The following is a 17,504-nucleotide window of genomic DNA, read 5'->3' on the forward strand; positions in this document are numbered from 1 at the left end:
CCGGCAGGAGCTGTGCGCGGCCGGGCGGCCGCTGGCGGAAGCGCGTCGCTCAGCCCGACGGCGCGGCCGCCCCGGCCGGTGGTGTCGCCGCCGGCTCCGCCGGCGCCTGCTGTTTCCCGCGCTGAAGGCGGCTGACGACCGGGGCGGTGACCGCCGTGGTGATCAGGGCCACCAGGACCAGCATGGTGAAGAGGTCCGGCCCGATGACGCCGAGCTCGAGGCCGATGGTCAGTACGACCAGCTCCGTCAGGCCCCGGCAGTTCATCAGAGCCCCGATCGCCGTGGCCTCCCGCCAGGACCGCCCGCACAGGCGGGCGGCGGCCGCCGATCCGCCCCACTTGCCGAGCACCGCCACCGCGAGCAGCGCGCCGGTCCAGAGCCACTGCGCGGGGTCCGCCGCCAGGGCCCCGATCTCCGTGCTCAGGCCGGTGTGCACGAAGAACAGCGGCAGCAGGACGGGCACCACCACGGCGCGCAGCCGGGCTGCCGACGCCTCGACCCGCCGGTGGCCGCGCGGCGCGGCCACGCCGAAGAGGAACGCCCCGAACAGCGTGTGCACCCCCATCAGGTCCGTGGCCAGCGCGCACAGGCACAGACCGCTGAACAGCAGAACCAGGACCACCCCGTCGTTGGCCCGGTCCGCACGACCCCGTGCCGCCCACCGGGCGAGCAGGGGCCGGACCACCAGCAGCATCGCGGCACCGAAGGCGACCGTCAGCCCGGCCGCCGACACGGCGTCGAACGGCGACCCGGCCGCGGCGAGCGCCACCACGAGCGCCAGCAGGCACCACGCGGCGACGTCGTCGACCGCCGCGCACGCCAACGCGAGCGCGCCGAGCGGAGTTCCGTACAGCCCCCGGTCGACCAGGATCCGGGCCAGCACCGGGAACGCCGTGACGCTCATGGCCACCGCCACGAACAGGGCGAAGGGCAGGAACCCGACCCCGTCCGGGGCCAGTCGGCCGTACAGCGGGAAGGCCAGCAGCGCGCCGAGGCCCAGCGGCACCAGGATGCCCGCCTGGCTGACCGCGACCGCCGTCCGCGAACTGCCGCGCAGCGTCCCGAGGTCCAGCTCCAGCCCGACGAGGAACATGAAGCCCAGCAGGCCGAGCTGGCCGAGCACCGAGGTGTACGGCAGAACCGACTCCGGGAAGAGCAGGGTCTGCGCCTCGGGCCACAGCCAGCCGAGCAGCGACGGGCCGAGGACGATGCCCATGGCGATCTCGCCGATCACGGGGGGTTGGCCGACCCTCCGCAGGAGCGCGGCGCCGGCCTGGCAGGCGAGGATCGCAGCCGGTACGGCGACGAGTACCGCGGGCATGATCTCAGCCGCGGACACGGGCGGCTCCTTCGGGCGGTACGACGTGCGGCGGGCGGGGGGAAGCGGCCGGCGGAGGCGCCGCCGCGGCCGCGGACCACTCGGCGTAGCGGCGCAGCCCGTAGAGCAGCGGCTGCGCCGACGGGCGCACGGTGACCCGGCGGGCCTCGGCGAAGACCGCCGTGTGGTCGCCGAAGGCCGCGGTCTTCACGACCGCGCAGTCGGCGACGGCGTGGGCGGACGCGGTCAGGTGCGGACCGCTCGCCCCCAGCGGCAGCCGCCACTCGGTGCGCTCGAAGCGGGCAGGGTCGCCGGAGGCGAAAAGGTCCGAGGTGCCCCGGGCCCGCTCGTGCAGCAGGTTGAGCGCGAACTGCCCCTGTGCGAGAAGCGCTTCCAGGGTCGGGCTCGCCGTCCGGATGCACACCACCAAGGTGGGCGGGGCGAGCGCCACGCTCGCCAGCGAGCTGCACGTCAGTCCGCGGGGCAGGCCGTCGGCATCGAGGGTGGTGACGACGGAGACGCCCGAGGGGAAGGCGGCCATGAAGGGCCGGAGGTCCGCCTCGTGGAGGACGACGGGATCCTCCGCCGCCGGTGTCCCCTCGGCCGGTTCTCCGTCCGGTATGTCAGGACGAGATGGGAAGGTGGGCATGTCTGACTCCCTGTGGATGACGAAGCAGTACGGCCCGGCGTCCGGCGGACTGCGCCGGGCGCCGGGCCGTGGGAACGGCGGTGGACCGGGTCCTGGACCGGCCCGGATCCGAGCCGGAGTGCTTGCGGAGCCTGGGAGGTGTCGAGGGCGGGGACCGGGGGAAGCCCCCGCCCCGATCGGCCTACGAGTGGAGTCGCTTCAGGTACTCGTAGGCGCTCGGCAGCGTCTCCAGCAGGTTCTGCTGCTGGCGCTTGACCGTCTCGAACAGCGGCTCCGCCCCGGCCACGGACTCGGGCTTGTAGGCCAGGGCAGGGAGCGGCGCGTCCGGCTCCAGGCCCAGGCCGGCGAAGATGCAGTAGTAGCTGCCGTTCGTCCAGAAGTTGCGGAACTCGGCCTCGAAGTTGCCGTAGTACGTCGACTCGTCGGTGATGGGGGAGTTGATGGGCAGGCCGGCGCGGTACGCCGCTATCTTCTGCTGGATGTTGTCGGGGAGCGTCAGCTTCTTGTTGGCCTGCCAGAACGGCGTGTCGTTGCGCGGGGCGTAGAAGAAGTGCGCCTGGATGAAGTCACGGGTGTCGTCGAACATCACCTCGATCTCGCGGTTGAAGGCGTCGACCAGACCCGAGTTGAAGGTCGTGTCGGGGAAGTGCTTGGCAAGCTGGTAGATGGCCGCGGTGATGAAGTAGATGCCCGTCGACTCCAGGGGCTCCAGGAAGCACGACGACAGCCCGATGCTGACGACGTTCTTCACCCAGGCCCGGCGGTTGCGCCCCACCCGGAACCTGATGTGGTTGAAGGCCGTCTTCTCCGGGTCCAGCCCCCACATCGCGGCGAACTCGGCCGTCGCCTCGTCCTGGTCGGTGAACTTGCCGGAGTACACGTAGCCGGTGCCGAAGCGGCCCAGCATCGGGATCTTCCAGGCCCAGCCCGACGACATCGCGATCGCCGAGGTGTAGGGCTCCACACCGCCGGCCTCGTCGTCGTGCGGCACGGCGGTGGCGACCGCGCTGTCGCACAGCAGGTGGTCGCTCATGTCGATGAACGGCTCGGCCATCGCCCGGTTGATGAGCAGCCCGCGGAAACCGGAGCAGTCCACGAAGAGGTCGGCGTCCAGGTCCTTGCCGCTCTTCGTCCGCAGCGAGGTGACGAAGCCCCGCTCGTCCTGGACCACCTCGGTCATCTCGTCCTCGACGTGCCGGACGCTCTGCTTCTCGACCGCGAAGCGGCGCAGGAAGTCGGCCACGAGCTGGGCGTCGAAGTGCCAGGCGTAGCGGGTGGCCGAGCGCCCGTCGAGCCAGCGCGGCGCCTTCATCGCATCCATGATCGGGGGCTCGCGGAAGCACGCGTAGTCGAACGGCTCCGTGGTGCGGCCCTCGTACTTGCGCTTGAACCAGTAGTGCGACAGCGGCGTCTGGTCGTAGTCGGGCAGCAGTCCGAAGGGGTGGTAGAAGTGGTCGGGCCGGCCGTCCGGCAGCGTCCTGGCCGTCGACTCGCCGCGGCCCTCGGTCCGCCAGTTCACGAATCGCACGGCCATCTTGAAGCTGGCGTTGCACTCCCGCATCCACTCGTCCTCGGGGATGCCGAGGTAGTCGAAGAACGCGCGTTGCAGATTGGGCACGGTCGCCTCGCCGACCCCGATCCGCGGAATCGTCGGCGCCTCCAGCACCGTGATGTCGACCGTTCCCTGGAGAGCCTTGCCGAGATACGCGGCCGTCATCCAGCCGGCCGTGCCGCCGCCCAGGATGACGACCTTCTTCAGTCGGGTGTCGGTGCTGGTCATGGAGCAGCCCTCGTTTCTGAGTCGGGAATCGCGGTCGGGCGCTGGGAGCCGGCGGAGAGGCGGGCCGGACGCGGCACGACCGGCCGGGCAGGACCTGAACCTCGGGCGCCGGCCGGGACCGTCGGAGCCTCAGCGTGCGCCGCCGCTCTATGACGGAACTACAGAGGCGCTATCCGGCCGGTATAGGCCGGATGTAGACCCCGGGAACAGAATCGCCGCAGGCAGAACGGCATGCGGCGGACCTCAGGAGGAAGCGATGACCACCGCGGTGACCGGAATTGCACGGCATGCGGTACGCATCCGCTTCCTGGGTGACTTCGAGTTGACCGTGAACGGCGTCCCGGTGCGGCGCTGGCGGGCCGGGAAGTCCCGGGGACTCTTCCAGTACCTCGTGATCCACCGAGGTCAGACCCTCACCCGCGACCGGCTGTACGAGGCACTGTGGCCCGGCTCCGACGGAGCCGCCGGCGACAGTTCGCTGAAGGTCGCGGCGCACGCACTGCGGCGGGTCCTCGACGCCCACCCCGACGGCCCCGGAGAGTCCGGGATCCGGCTGCACTACCGCGACTTCGGCTACGCCCTCGACATCGCCGACCTCTGGTCGGACGTGGACCGCTTCCAGGAGCTCGCCCACGCCGGGCTCAGAGCCGCCGCGTCCGGCGACCGGGCCCTCGCCCGCGAGCCGCTGCGGTCCGCCGTCGCGCTCTACGCGGGCGAGTTCCTCCGCGGCGAGCGCGCCGACTGGGTCGCCGAACACCGCGAGTACCTGCGGTCGCTGGCCCTGCGAGCCCTGGACGTGCTGCGCGCGGACGCCGCCGAGCGCGAGGACTTCCCGGACCTCATCGAGGTCTGCCGCCGCACCCTCGGCATCGACCGGCACCACGAGGAGACCTACCGGGCGCTGATGACGGCGCACGGGGAGCGCGGCGAACACGCCTGCGTGCGCCGCTGGTACGAACTGTGCGCGCGCCGGCTGCGGGACGACCTGGCGGTGGCACCGTCCCGGGAGACCGACCGGCTGCTCCACGCGATGCTGCCCGCCCGGGCCGCCGTCACCCCGCCGCGCACCGCACCGGTGACCGCCGCGGCGCTCTCCGGACTCCGCCCGCGTGCCGTACGGCGGGCCCGGCCCGACGCCCGGACATCCGCCCTGGGGCTCGCCGCCTCCACGGCCGGCCTCCGGGCCGGGCCCCGGCCGCCCACAGCTGCTCCGGGACTCGTCCCGCCCGCACGAACCCAGTGACCGAGCGACCCAGTGAGGAAACCACCGTGACCGTGCTGACCGCGCCGCAGGACTCCGCCGCACCGACGGCCGAGCCGTCCGCACCCGCCCTGCCACCCCGCTACGACGACCAGTGGATCGGCGGCCGCTGGACGGCCTCCGACGCCGACGGCCGTCTCGTCGTCACCGACCCCGGCACCGAGCAGCCGCTCGCCACCGTGCCCTCCGGTACCCCTCGCGACGCCGACCTGGCCGTGCGTGCCGCCGCCGGGGCCCTCCCCGGCTGGGCCACCACGCCCGTGCGCGAACGGGCCGCACTGCTGCGCCGCGTGGTGGAGGGACTGGAGCGCCGCGCCGAGCACTTCGCCCGCGTCATCACCGCCGAGGTGGGCGCTCCCACCCGCATGGCGCTGCAGACCCAGGTCGGGCTGGCCGTGGGCATGGCCGCGCACTGCGTCGAGACCGCCGCCTCCTACGGCTTCGAGGAGCGGGTGGGCCACTCGCTGGTGGTCCGCGAGGCCGCCGGTGTCGCCGTCTGCATCACCCCGTGGAACGTACCGCTGCTGCTCACCGTGCAGAAGCTGCTGCCCGCCCTCGCGGCCGGCTGCACCGTCGTCCACAAGCCCAGCGAACTCACTCCGCTGCACGCCCGGCTCCTCGCCGAGGTGTTCGCCGAGGCCGATCTGCCGCCCGGTGTGGTGAACATGGCGGTGGGTACCGGCGACACCCTCGGTACCGCGCTCGTCGCCCATCCGCTCGTCGACGTGGTGTCGCTGACCGGGTCCACCCGTGCCGGGCGCCGGGTGTCGGCCCTGGGCGCCGACGGTGTCAAGCGGATCCACCTGGAGCTCGGCGGCAAGAACGCGAGCCTCGTCCTGGACGACGCCGATCTGGGGACCGCCGTCGGCGCCACGGTCGACCAGGTGCTCTTCAACACCGGCCAGACGTGCCTGCAGTGGAGCCGGCTGCTGGTGCCCCGGGAGCGCCAGGACGAAGCGGTGGAACTCGCCGGCCGGATCATGGACGGCTATGTGACCGGTGATCCCCGCGACCCCGCGACGGACCTGGGCCCGCTGGTGTCCGCAGCCGCGCACGCACGCGTGGGCGAGTACATACGCCGCGGCGAGACGGAGGGTGGCGCCCGGCTGGTCCACGGCGGCGCCGGCCGGCCCGAAGGGCTGCACACCGGCTACTACGTCCGCCCCACGATCTTCGCCGACGTCGACCCGCTGACCAGCATCGGGCAGGAGGAGATCTTCGGGCCGGTGCTGTGCGTCATCCCCTACGACGACGAGGAGCAGGCCGTACGGATCGTCAACGGGACGCGCTACGGGCTGCACGGCGCGGTCTGGTCGGGCGACGATGCCCGGGCCGAGCGCCTGGCACGCCGGTTCCGTACCGGCCTCGTCGACGTCAACGGCGGTGCGTTCAACCCCGCCGCCCCGTTCGGCGGGTTCAAGCAGTCCGGCATCGGCCGCGAGTGCGGTGCCGCCGGACTGGAGGCATTCCTCGAGACCAAGTCGATGCAGCTGCCCCAGGCGTCCGGCGGCCAGGTGGTCGGTCCGCGTCTGCGCGCCGCGGTGCCGGCCGGCGGCCCCGGCCAGGAGAGGAACGACGGATGACCGCCCACCCCGCCGCCGCGCCGGAGGTGCGGCCCGCCCACGCGCGGCCGGACGCCGCTCTCCCGCCCCTGTTCGCGGCACTGGAGCGCTGGACCCGCGAACGGCCCGACGACCCGGCGGTCAGCGCCGAGGACGGTGCGCTGAGCCATGCCGGGCTCACCGCGCGCACCGCGGCGATGGCCGCCGGGCTGTCCGCTGCCGGCGCCGGTCCCGAGACCGCCGTGGGCCTGCTCCTCGGGCGGTCCCGGGACAGCGTGCCCGCGCTGCTCGCCGTGTGGAGCCTGGGCGCCACGGCCGTGCCGCTCGACCCCGGGCACCCCGTGGAGCGGCTGGCGTCGGTGCTGGACGACGCCGGGGTCTCCGTCCTGGTCACCCCGCAGGTGCCCGCCGGGCTGGACGTCACCGGCATCCGTATCCTGGACCCGGCCGACCCGGCCTGCCGGGCGAGCGCCGCGACCGGCCCGCTCGACGTGGTCGATCCGGGACCGGACACCTGCGCCTACGTCATCTACACCTCGGGAACCACCGGCCGTCCCAAGGGGGTCGAGGTCACCTACCGCGGCCTCGACACCTTCGTGCGTGCCCTCGCCGGGCTCGGACCCCAGCCCGGTGGCCTGGGCCTGAACGCCGTCTCGCCCGCCTTCGACGGCTGGCTGTGGTGCACCCTGCTCTACCTCGTGCACGGCCAGGGCGTCGCCCTGGTGGACCTGTCCCTGGACGGGCTGCGCCGGGCCGCCGACGCCGGCCGCGAACCGATCCCCGCAGGACTGCGCACCGCCTCCCTCACTCCGTCGCTGCTCGCGGCCCACGGCGGCGCGCTGAGCGGGGCCGAGGTCGTCGTGGTCGCCGGCGAGCAGTGCCCGGCCGCACTGGCCGAGCGCTTCTCGCGCGGCCGGCGGCTGCTCAACGTGTACGGGCCGACGGAGGTGACCATCGCGGCCACCTGGGCCGACAGCGAGCGGGGTGACGATGTGAGCACCATCGGACGGCCGCTGCCCGACTACCGCGCCTATGTGCTCGACGACGACCTGATCCCGGTCGCCGAGGGCATCGAGGGCGAGCTCTACCTCGGCGGACCCGCCGTGGCCCGCGGCTACCGCAACCGGCCGGGGCTCACCGCCGCCCGCTTCCTGCCCGACCCGTTCCAGGGCGGCGGCGCGCGGATGTACCGCACAGGGGACCTCGTGGTCCGCCGGCCCGGCGGCGAACTGGAGTACCGCGGCCGGCGCGACGACCAGGTGAAGGTTCGCGGCCACCGCATCGAGCTGGGCGAGGTCGAGCGGGTCGCCGCCGAACTCCCCGAGGTCGTCGCCGCCGCCGCCTGCGTCCTGGGCTCGGGTCAGACGCTGGGACTCGCGGTCGTCGCGGCCCCCGGCGCGGAAGGCGCACTGGCGGACTCCGTCACCGGGCACTGCGCCAAGCTGCTGCCGGAGGCGGCGGTGCCCGCGACGGTCCGGGTCGTCGACCGCATCCCCACCCTGACCACGGGCAAGGCCGACCGCGACGAACTCGCCCGCCGGCTCGCGGAGCCCGCGCGGGTGGAGGGGGCGGGCGACGCCGGCGCGCGTGAGCGCGACGTCATGGCGGTCTGGGCCGAGGCCCTGGAGCGCGAGGTCCCCGGACCGGACGCCGACTTCTTCGAACTGGGCGGACACTCGCTCGCCGCGGCCCGCGTCGTCGCCGAGCTGCGGCGGACCACCGGGCTGCGCCTCACGCTCGGAACACTGCTGTCCCGGCCGACCGTCGCGGACGTCGCCGCCGAACTCGACCGCCTCGCCGCCGAGTCAGGGGCACCGGACACCGCGCTGCGCACCGCCGAGGGGGCCTGAGCCATGGGAAGCTGGATCTCCACCTGGCCCACCGGCCCGGACGACGCGGCCCTCCCCGCGCTGCTCTGCCTGCCGCAGGCAGGGGCCGGCTGCCAGCAGTTCCGCGCCTGGTCCAAGGCCCTTGCCGGTGTCGCCCAGGTCCACGGTGTGCAACTGCCCGGCCGTGAGAACCGCTGGCGCGACCCGATGCCGGAGACCTTCGGCGAGGCCGTCGAGGCGATCACCGCTGAACTGCGCCCGGTCGTCGCGGGAGGCCGCCGGCTGGTCGTCTTCGGCCACAGTTTCGGCGGGCTCCTCGGATACGAGGTCGCCCGCCGGGTGACGCCCGACGTCCTGGTGGTCAGCGCCTGCCGTGCGCCCGGGCACTGGGACGGCGCCGGTCGGGGCATCGTCGAGGACGACGAGGAACTGGACAAGCTCTTCGACACGGCCGGGCTCGATCCGGCGTTCCTCGACCAGGACACCCGGGCCCTGATGGTCGCGATGCTCCGCAAGGACGCCGTGCTGTCCCTGAGTTACACCCACACGCCCGGCGACCCGCTGCGCGTGCCGGTGCACGCCTGGAGCGCGGCCGGCGACGAGACCGTCACTGTCGGGGACCTGGCCGGCTGGGCCGCCGTCACCACGGCCGGCTTCCGGGTGCACCGCGTCGAGGGCGGCCACCACGCAGTGCTGCGCCGCCCCGCGGCACTCCTGGAGCACCTCGCCTCACTGCTGCGGGACGACACGACCGCGGCCGCCACCCCCGCCTGACCGGCGGGTGATCCGCCGACAGGGCGGTCCCCCTTCCCACAGTACCGCCCCGAGCCCGGAGGACGCCGTGCCCACGACCCATCAGGTCCTCGTCAACGACGAGGAGCAGTACGCCCTTTACCCCGCGGCGCGCGAGGTGCCCGACGGCTGGACACCGGCCGGGTTCAGCGGCAGCGAGGACGAGTGCGTGGCCCATGTGGACGTGCACTGGACCGACACCCGCCCGCGCAGCGTGCGCGAGGCGACCGCCGCCCCCCGCGCCGCCACCGGCGCGGGCGAAGGAGCCTGAGATGCACATCGACCTGCTCGACCCGGAGCCCTTCGGGCGCAACGAGTTCTGGCCCGTCTTCACCTGGCTGCGCGCCAACGACCCCGTCCACCGGCACCCCGAACCCGGCACCGGGGACGAGGGCTTCTGGGTGCTCAGCAAGCACCGCGACATCGTGCGGGTGTACGCCGACAGCGACACGTTCAGCTCCGCCCAGGGCATGCGGCTCGGCAGCGACCCCGCCGCCGTCACCGCCGTCACCCAGCGCATGCTGATCGTGTCCGACGCGCCCCAGCACACCCGGCTCAAGCGGGCCCTCCACCAGGCGTTCGGGCCCCAGCAGATGCCCCGGCTGGAAGCCCTCGTCACCCGTGTCGTCGCCGAACTCGTCGCCGAGGCCGCCGAACTGGACGAACTGGACTTCATCGACCTGGCCAAGCAGCTCCCCAACAGGGTGGTCTGCGCCATGATGGGCATCCCCCGAGCCGACTGGGCCTGGATCGGGGCGCTCACCACCGACGCGTTCGACTCCCCGGACGAGTCCGTGCGCAGCAACGCCCACTCGGAGATCTTCCTCTACTTCATGGAACTGCTGGCCGAGCGGCGGGCCCGCCCCGGTGACGACCTGGTCAGCCAGATCGCCCACGACACCCTCGTCGACGAGGGCGACGGAACCGCACGGCCCCTCAGCGACGAGGAGATCGTCTTCAACTGCAACGGCGTGCTCTCCGGTGCCAACGAGACCACGCGCTACTCGGCCGCCGGCGCCGTGCACATGTTCGCGCAGCAGCCGGAACAGTGGGAGCTGCTGCGGAGCCTCGGACCCGCCGGGATCGCGCCCGCCGTCGAGGAGATCCTGCGCTGGACCACACCGGGTGTGCACGCCCTGCGCACCGCCCTGCGCGACACCGAGGTCAACGGCACGCCCATCGCCGCCGGCGACCGGGTCACGCTGTGGAACGTCTCCGCCAACCGCGACGAGGACGTCTTCACCGACCCGCACGCCTTCCGCGTCGACCGGCGGCCGAACCGGCACGTCGCCTTCGGCCACGGACGCCACCTCTGCCTCGGGGCCCGGCTCGCCCGCTTCGAACTCGGCGCTCTGCTCACCGAGATGCTCGGCAGGCTCGACGGATTCGAACTGACCGGACCCGCGCTCTTCAACTCGTCCAACTTCACCTGGGGCATCAGGAGCCTCCCGGTGCGGCTGCTGCGCAGCCGAGTCCCCGCACCCCGAGAAAGGGCCGCGCTGTGACCACCGCACTGACCGACTTCAACCGCACCGACACGGACTTCCCCCGCACCGGCTACCCGGAACTCCTGGCCGCGCAGGCCGCCCGTACCCCCGCGGCCCCCGCCCTGGTGCACGGCGGCCGGGTCTGGACGTTCGAGGAGCTGGAGACCGCCACCAACCGGCTGGCGCACGCCCTGATCGCGCGGGGTGCCGGTCCCGGTGAGCGGATCGGCCTGTGCTATCCGCGCGGGGCCGACTACGTGATCGGGTCCCTCGGGATCCTGAAGACGGGCTCCGCGATCGTGGCGCTCGACCCGGTCAACCCCGACGAGCGGCTCACCGCGATGATCGCCGACGCAGGGCCTCTGCTGGTGCTCACGCCCCCCGAGACCGCCGCGCGCCTGCCCGGGGACGTGGCCCGCGCCGAGGTGGCCACCGCCGGTCTCGACCGGCCCGGCACCCCGGTCGGCGTGCCCACCGGACCCGACACCGTCAGCCACCTCATCTACACCTCCGGCTCCACCGGCACCCCCAAGGCCGTCCTGGAGCGGCACGGCGCACTCACCAACCTGGTGCACTGGACCGCCCGCGCCTACGGGGTGCGCCCCGGTGACCGGGCCTCCTGGATGTCGACACCGGGCTTCGCCGTGCAGATCATGGAGTGGCTGCCCTATCTGCCCCTCGGCGCCGCCGTCCACATCCCCGAGGCGGGCCGGGCGCAGACGCCGGAGCAGATCCGCGACTGGCTCGCCGCCGAGCGCATCACCCACACCATGCTGGTCGCCGCCCTCGCCGAGCCCGTCTGGGCGCTCGACTGGCCGGCGGACACCGCGTTGCGCGTCCTGGTGACGACGGCGGAGCGGGTGCACTCCTGGCCGCCCACCGACACACCGTTCCGGGTCGTGATGACGTACGGGACCACCGAGACCACCAACGTCCTCACCTGCCTCGACCTCGGCGCGGGCGTCGACTTCACCAGCCAGGCCACCCCCGAGGCCGTCCGCGCGACCCGTCAGGTCCCCGTCGGCGTGCCCATCGCCAACATGCGGGTGCACCTGCTGGACGAGCACGACCGGCCGGTCCCCGACGGCGAGGTGGGGCGGCTCCACGTCTCCGGCGCCGGGGTGGCCGCCGGCTACCACGGCCGCCCCGACCTCACCGCGGCGAAGTTCCGCACCGGCGTCGCCGTCGAAGGCGATCCCCACCCGGTGCTGTACGACACCGGGGACCTGGCGCGCCGCCGTGAGGACGGCGCCGTCGAACTCCTCGGCCGCTCCGACGCCCAGGTCAAGATCCGCGGCTTCCGGGTGGAACTCGGCGAGGTCGAGACCCATGTGGCCCGTGTCGACGGTGTCGCCGGGGCCGTCGTGGTGGTCCACGAACGCGCCGCCGACGACCGGCGGCTGGTGGCGTACGTCGCCACGGATCCCGGCACGGACCCGGGCCCCGCCGGGATCCGGGCCGCCGTGGCCCGCACCCTGCCCTACTACATGGTGCCGTCCGCGGTCGTCGTCCTGCCCGCCCTGCCCCGCCTGGCCAACGGAAAGGTCGACCGGCGCGCCCTCCCCGAACCGCCCGAGCCCCACGACGGCGTCGGCACCGGATACGAGCCCCCGCGCAACGAGATCGAGGACGGGCTGGTCCGGCTGTGGGCCGGGGCGTTCCGCACCGAGGTCGTCGGCATCCACGACAACTTCTTCGACCTCGGCGGCCACTCGCTCCTCGCCTTCCAGCTGATCGACGAGATCCGCCGGCGCTACGGCGTCGAACTGAGTCTGTCCGACCTGTCCTCCCGCCCGACCGTCGCCGAACTGGGCGAGATCGTGGTGACCCGGCGCGAGGGCGGACGGGACGGCTTCGGCGGACTGCCCGCCATCGTGCCCGACCCGGCCGGCCGCTTCGCGCCCTTCCCGCTGACCGAGAGCCAGCAGGCGCTGTGGATCGGCCGCGGCGGACTCGTCGACCTCGGCAACGTCGGCTGCCACGGCTACTTCGAATGGGAGAGCGAGCGCCTCGACGTACCCCGCTTCGAGACCGCCTGGCGCCGCCTCGTGGAGCGCCACGACGCCCTGCGCACCCGCATCCTCCCCGACGGCACCCAGCAGGTGTACGAGGAGGTTCCGGACCACGACATCCCCGTCACCGATCTCGGCGGGCTGGACCCGGACGCCCGCGAGGCGGAGCTCGTCGTCCTGCGGGACCGGCTGTCCCACCAGGTGCTCGACGCCGACAGCTGGCCCCTGTTCGACGTGCGGATCAGCCTGCTCGGCGGCGGTCGCGCCCGGATCCACCTCTGCCTCGACTTCCTCGTCGCCGACGCCTGGAGCTACTTCCAGGTCCTCGTGCCGGACCTCGTCGCGTACTACGCCGACCCGGCGGCCCAACTCCCGGCGCTGGAACTGACGTTCCGCGACTACGTGCTGGCCGTCGGGAACTCCCTGCGGGACAGCGAGCTCTACCGGCGCTCCGAGTGGTACTGGCGGGACCGCCTGGCGGGGCTGCCGCCCGCGCCGGAGCTCCCCGAGCGCCCGGCGGACGCCCCGGAACTGCCGGTCCGCTTCGAACGGCTCAGCCATGTCGTCCCCGCCGACCTGTGGAACCGCGTCCAGGAACGGGCCGGCGACCGCAAGATCACCGCGTCCGGAGTGCTCGCCGCCGCCTACGCGGAGATCCTCGGCAGGGCCTCCGGGCAGGCGAGGTTCACCGTCAACTTCCCCCTCTTCAACCGGCTTCCGCTGCACCCGCAGGTCAACTCGCTGCTCGCGGACACCACGACGACCCTGCTGCTCGCCGTCGAGCAGGAGGCCACCACCTTCGCCGGCCGCGCGCAGGCCCTCCAGCGGCGCCTGTGGGCCGACCTGGAGCACCGCTACTTCAGCGGCGTGCAGGTGCTGCGGGAACTGACCCGGCTCCGCGGGAGCCTCGCCCCGGCCATGCCCGTGGTGATGACCAGCCTCGCCGGCCACCCGCCGAACTACGAGCAGAACGAGCTCGGCGTGCCCGTCTACGGCATCTCCCAGACCCCTCAAGTCTCGCTGGACTTCCAGGTCTTCGAGAAGGCGGGCGGCCTCACGTTCAACTGGGACCACCTCCCCGCGGTGTACCCGGACGGTCTGATCGAGGGCATGTTCGAGGAGTTCGTCGCCCTCGTCGAGTCGCTGGGGGAGGAGGACGCCTGGGAGCGCCACTCGCCGCCGCCCGGCGAGGACACGACCGCCGCCGAGGCCGTCGGGGAACGGGACACCGGGGACGCCTGGGAACGCTACTGGGCGGGCATCGAGCGCACCGGCCGCGGCGGCGACGTCATCTGGGACGCCGACAGCGGCGAGGAGTTCACCTGGCTGCTCGCCCAGGCCAAGCGCCACTTCCGGGACGACATGCCGGTCGTCGACCTCGGCTGCGGCAACGGCCGCTACAGCCGTGAACTCGCCGCGCACTACCCGCGCGTCGTCGGCGTGGACGTGTCCTCCAGCGCGATCGAGCACGCCGCCCGGGAGGCGCGGGAGGCGGGGGTGGCCAACGTCGACCACTTCGCCGTCGACATGACCGACGCGACCCAGGCGGCCGCCCTCGGCGAAGGCCCCTACAACATCTTCGTCCGCGGCGTCTTCCACGTCCTCGACGACGCGGCGCGGGCCCGGCTCGCGTCCGTCGCGGGCAGGCTGCTCGGGCGAGACGGAGTGCTGATCGTCCACGAGCCCGACTACTCCGGCAACTCCTTCGGATACCTCGGCTTCGTCGGCGGAAAGCGCGGCCGGGCCCAGGACCTGGTGGGTCCGCTGGAGGCGGCCGGCGTACGGCACTCCCACCGCTTCACCCGCCCCGAACTGGCCGCCGCCTTCCCTGCGGACGACTGGGAGGTCGTGCACGACCAGGCGGTACGGCTGCACGCCGTCGACCCCGAGTCGGACTCCGAGGCGCTGCTGCTCCCCGGGTACTACGCGGTGCTCCGCCGCAGGCACTGAAGGGCCGCCGGGGCGGCGGCCCCGCCGCCGGCCGCTCCCGAGGCGCGTCACTCGGGAGGGACCGCCGGGGTCGATGCGGCAGACCGCGGCGAACGGGACCGGGCCGCCGGCCACCACCACGTCGCCGTACACGCTCTCGTCAGGCTCCGCGCCGCCGAAACCCTCGGGCTCTCGGCGCGGAGCCCGACGCTCGCGCGGGGGACGACCGCGGTGCGAACACCCGCACGGCCGGCCGGAGCTCGGCGGAAGGCGGGCGCCAAGGGCGGCCGCCTGGCGGCGGCCGGTGAAACCGAGCGGGCCGCGGACGGTGTCCGGCGACCGCACGGACCATTCCGGTGAAAGACTGGGGAACTGTGGAACGACGAACCGCCGACCGGCTGCTCAGAGCACACGCACAGGCGATCGGGGGCCGGGCCCGTGAGAAGACGGTCGCCGGCGCCCTGGAGCGGGTCGTGGCCGTCCAGGCCCAGGACCTCGGCGCCGCGGCTCTCGGCCTGCGCGCCCGCGTCGGCGGGCTGACCGCCGACGACGTACGGCGCGCCACCGACTCCGAACGGACGGCCTTACGGGGCTGGTTCATGCGCGGGACGCTCCAGCTCGTCCCGGCCGCCGACGCCCGCTGGCTGCTCGGACTGCTCGGGCCCGTCCAACTGGCCCTCGGCGCCCGCCGGCTGCGGGAACTCGGCCTGGACGAGCCCCTGTGCGACCGTGCGTCCCGGCTGATCGTGAAGGCCGTCGACGGCGAGGGACCGCTCACCCGGGCCGAACTCACCGAACGCCTCGCCACTCTGGGCATCGAGTCCAAGGGCCAGTCCGCGTTCCACCTCATCCGGCGCGCCGCGCTCTCCGGGCTCGTCTGCCACGGGCCGCAGCGCGACGGTGAGGCGACGTTCGTCCTCCTCGACGACTGGCTGCCGTCGGACGGCCCGCCGCCGTTCTCCGGGGAGGCCGCGGAGAGGGAACTGGCCCGCCGCTACCGGCGGGCACACGGTCCCTCGGACGCGGCCGATTTCGCGCACTGGTCGGGGCTGCGCGCCACCGTCTGCAAAAGAGCCTGGGCGGCCGCGGGAGAACCCTCCCGGGAAGACGCGGAATCAATTCCCCGAGGCGATGTGCGGCTGCTTCCGGCCTACGACAACTACCTTGTCGGATACCGGCGCAGGGAACTGTCGGTGCCCGCCGCCCACGAGCGCCGCGTCTGGCCGGGCGGCGGGATCATCCGCGCGACCGTCATGGTCGACGGCTGGGCGGTGGGCACCTGGTCGGGAGGCCGACGCGGCAGCGCGCCCGTCGTCGAGCCCTTCGCCGGCGGAGAACCGCCGGAGGCGGTGGCGGCGGACGAGGCCGCGACCGAGGAGATCGAGGCCGGGATCGCCCGTGAGGGCGCCGATCTCGCACGGTTCTACAACGGTTCTCACACGCTCTCTACGCCCGGTCTCCAACCGCCCGGATTCGTAACCGGACACTAACCGCGCGTCCGTACCTTCGGTGCCGTCCGACAATTCCGTCCCCGATCAGAAAAGGGCGTCGACATGGCACTCGGTCGGCATTCCGATTTCAACCGCCTGTGGTTCGGGCAGACCGTCAGCAACTTCGGTGACAAGATCTCGCTGCTCGCGCTGCCGACCCTCGCGGTCGTCTTTCTCGACGGGGGAGCGTTCGAGGTCGGCGTGCTCGGCGCGCTGCGCTTCCTCCCGTTCCTCCTGCTCGCCCCGGTCGCCGGGCTCGTCGCCGACCGGGTCTCGCGCCGCGCCGTCATGATCGTGGCAGACCTCGGCCGCTTCCTGGCGCTGGGCACCATCCCACTGGCCTTCGCACTCGACTCCGTCACGATGACGCACGTCTACGTCGTGGCCGCCGCCACCGGCATCCTGACCGCCTTCTTCGAGGTCTCCTACCAGTCCTGGCTGCCGCAGCTGATCGGCACCGAGAACCTCGTCGAGGGCAACACCAAGCTCCAGATCAGCCGAAGCGTCGCCGAAGCGGTCGGCGCCGGCGCCGGTGGCGCGCTGATCCAGTTCCTCGGCGCCGCCCGCGCGATCACGGCGGACGCGCTGACCTTCCTCGTCTCGCTGGTCGCCCTGCTCCTCATCCGGCACCGCGACACCCGCGCCAGGGTGCAGGAGACGAAGGCCTCGGCCAAGGCCGAGATGAAGGAGGGCCTGAAGACCCTCTTCGGAACTCCCGTCCTGCGCAGCCTGTTCACCGCCAACGTCGTGGTCAACCTCGGTGCCGCGATGGGCGACGCGCTGCTGATCGTGTACGCCTACAAGGTCCTCGACCTGAGCCCCGGCCAGGTGGGCGCGGCCTTCGCCGTGATGTCCGTCTTCGTCATCGTCGGCGCGGTGCTGTCCGAGCAGGTCTCCAAGGCGCTCACCCTGGGCCGCACCCTGGTCCTGACGGCGGTCGTCCTCGGCGCCGGCTACGTCCTGGTCCCGACCGGCGGCGCCGTCGCCGGCTTCGTCGGACTGATCGTGGTCCAGGCCGTCATCGGTTTCGTGTCCCCGATGTTCGACATCCACGTCCTCAGCCTGGTCCAGGGCGTCACGCCCAACGAGCAGATGGGCCGCGTCAGCGGCACCGCCCTCTCGGCGGTCTACGGCGCACTGTCCCTCGGCTACCTGGTGGGCGGCGCGCTCGGCGAGGCGCTCGGCCTCACCGGCGCCCTGGCAGTGGCCGGAGCCATCACCGCCATCGGCGGTCTGACCCTGCTCGGCGGCCCGGTCGCCGCCATCAAGGAGATGCCGGGCGGCGACGCCCCCGAGGCACAGGACACCCCGGGCACCGAGCCCGCGGCGTCCGCCGGGAACGACACCAGGATCGGCGCCTAGAAGACCGCTGAAGATCTTGCTCTGGCCGCCCGG

The 17,504-nt window shown here is 73.3% G+C and carries 12 protein-coding genes; 9 read left to right on the forward strand and 3 right to left on the reverse strand.

Going from position 1 to position 17,504, the window contains the following annotated elements:
• Nucleotides 1-49: 49 nt before the first annotated feature.
• From FEF34_RS34410 to FEF34_RS34420, 3 genes are all read right to left on the reverse strand, one after another.
• Entirely contained in the window at nucleotides 50-1,339 is a 1,290-nt protein-coding gene (locus FEF34_RS34410; protein WP_234042659.1) for a cation:proton antiporter domain-containing protein, read from the reverse strand.
• Nucleotides 1,326-1,967: a flavin reductase family protein gene (locus FEF34_RS34415; RefSeq protein WP_138056650.1), complete on the reverse strand. Its 642-nt coding sequence runs from the start codon at nucleotides 1,965-1,967 to the stop codon at nucleotides 1,326-1,328. The genes FEF34_RS34410 and FEF34_RS34415 overlap by 14 nt, the downstream gene beginning before the upstream one ends.
• A gap of 181 nt (nucleotides 1,968-2,148) precedes the next feature.
• Nucleotides 2,149-3,747, reverse strand: coding sequence for a tryptophan halogenase family protein (locus FEF34_RS34420; RefSeq protein ID WP_138056651.1), 1,599 nt, complete (start codon nucleotides 3,745-3,747; stop codon nucleotides 2,149-2,151).
• 256 nt (nucleotides 3,748-4,003) lie between these two features.
• Here FEF34_RS34420 and FEF34_RS34425 point away from each other — a divergent pair, with 256 nt between their 5' ends.
• The 9 genes from FEF34_RS34425 to FEF34_RS34465 all read left to right on the forward strand — a co-directional run bounded on the left by FEF34_RS34425 (nucleotide 4,004) and on the right by FEF34_RS34465 (nucleotide 17,471).
• On the forward strand, nucleotides 4,004-4,990 hold the full coding sequence (locus tag FEF34_RS34425) for an AfsR/SARP family transcriptional regulator (protein WP_171053203.1): 987 nt from the start codon (nucleotides 4,004-4,006) through the stop codon (nucleotides 4,988-4,990).
• 89 nt (nucleotides 4,991-5,079) lie between these two features.
• Nucleotides 5,080-6,591 carry an aldehyde dehydrogenase family protein gene (locus FEF34_RS34430; protein WP_199800759.1) on the forward strand — a complete coding sequence of 504 codons (1,512 nt, stop codon included), beginning with the start codon at nucleotides 5,080-5,082 and terminating at the stop codon, nucleotides 6,589-6,591.
• The gene (locus FEF34_RS34435) at nucleotides 6,588-8,420 is read left to right on the forward strand and encodes a non-ribosomal peptide synthetase (protein WP_138056653.1); all 1,833 of its coding nucleotides are present in this window, start codon (nucleotides 6,588-6,590) and stop codon (nucleotides 8,418-8,420) included. Before FEF34_RS34430 ends, FEF34_RS34435 begins: the two co-directional genes overlap by 4 nt.
• Nucleotides 8,421-8,423: 3 nt before the next feature.
• Nucleotides 8,424-9,173 carry a thioesterase II family protein gene (locus tag FEF34_RS34440; RefSeq protein WP_138056654.1) on the forward strand — a complete coding sequence of 250 codons (750 nt, stop codon included), beginning with the start codon at nucleotides 8,424-8,426 and terminating at the stop codon, nucleotides 9,171-9,173.
• Between the two features lie 7 nt (nucleotides 9,174-9,180).
• Complete coding sequence (locus tag FEF34_RS34445; RefSeq protein ID WP_267905278.1) at nucleotides 9,181-9,462, forward strand: MbtH family protein; 282 nt, start codon at nucleotides 9,181-9,183, stop codon at nucleotides 9,460-9,462.
• 1 nt (nucleotide 9,463) lies between these two features.
• Nucleotides 9,464-10,696 carry a cytochrome P450 gene (locus FEF34_RS34450; RefSeq protein WP_138056656.1) on the forward strand — a complete coding sequence of 411 codons (1,233 nt, stop codon included), beginning with the start codon at nucleotides 9,464-9,466 and terminating at the stop codon, nucleotides 10,694-10,696.
• Nucleotides 10,693-14,640 carry a non-ribosomal peptide synthetase gene (locus FEF34_RS34455; RefSeq protein ID WP_171053204.1) on the forward strand — a complete coding sequence of 1,316 codons (3,948 nt, stop codon included), beginning with the start codon at nucleotides 10,693-10,695 and terminating at the stop codon, nucleotides 14,638-14,640. Before FEF34_RS34450 ends, FEF34_RS34455 begins: the two co-directional genes overlap by 4 nt.
• A 353-nt stretch (nucleotides 14,641-14,993) precedes the next feature.
• The gene (locus tag FEF34_RS34460; protein WP_171053205.1) at nucleotides 14,994-16,109 is read left to right on the forward strand and encodes a winged helix DNA-binding domain-containing protein; all 1,116 of its coding nucleotides are present in this window, start codon (nucleotides 14,994-14,996) and stop codon (nucleotides 16,107-16,109) included.
• Nucleotides 16,110-16,172: 63 nt separating this feature from the next.
• Complete coding sequence (locus tag FEF34_RS34465) at nucleotides 16,173-17,471, forward strand: MFS transporter (protein WP_138056659.1); 1,299 nt, start codon at nucleotides 16,173-16,175, stop codon at nucleotides 17,469-17,471.
• The last annotated feature ends 33 nt before the right edge of the window (nucleotides 17,472-17,504 follow it).

The organism is Streptomyces marianii, from assembly GCF_005795905.1.
GTDB classification, from domain to species: domain Bacteria; phylum Actinomycetota; class Actinomycetes; order Streptomycetales; family Streptomycetaceae; genus Streptomyces; species Streptomyces marianii.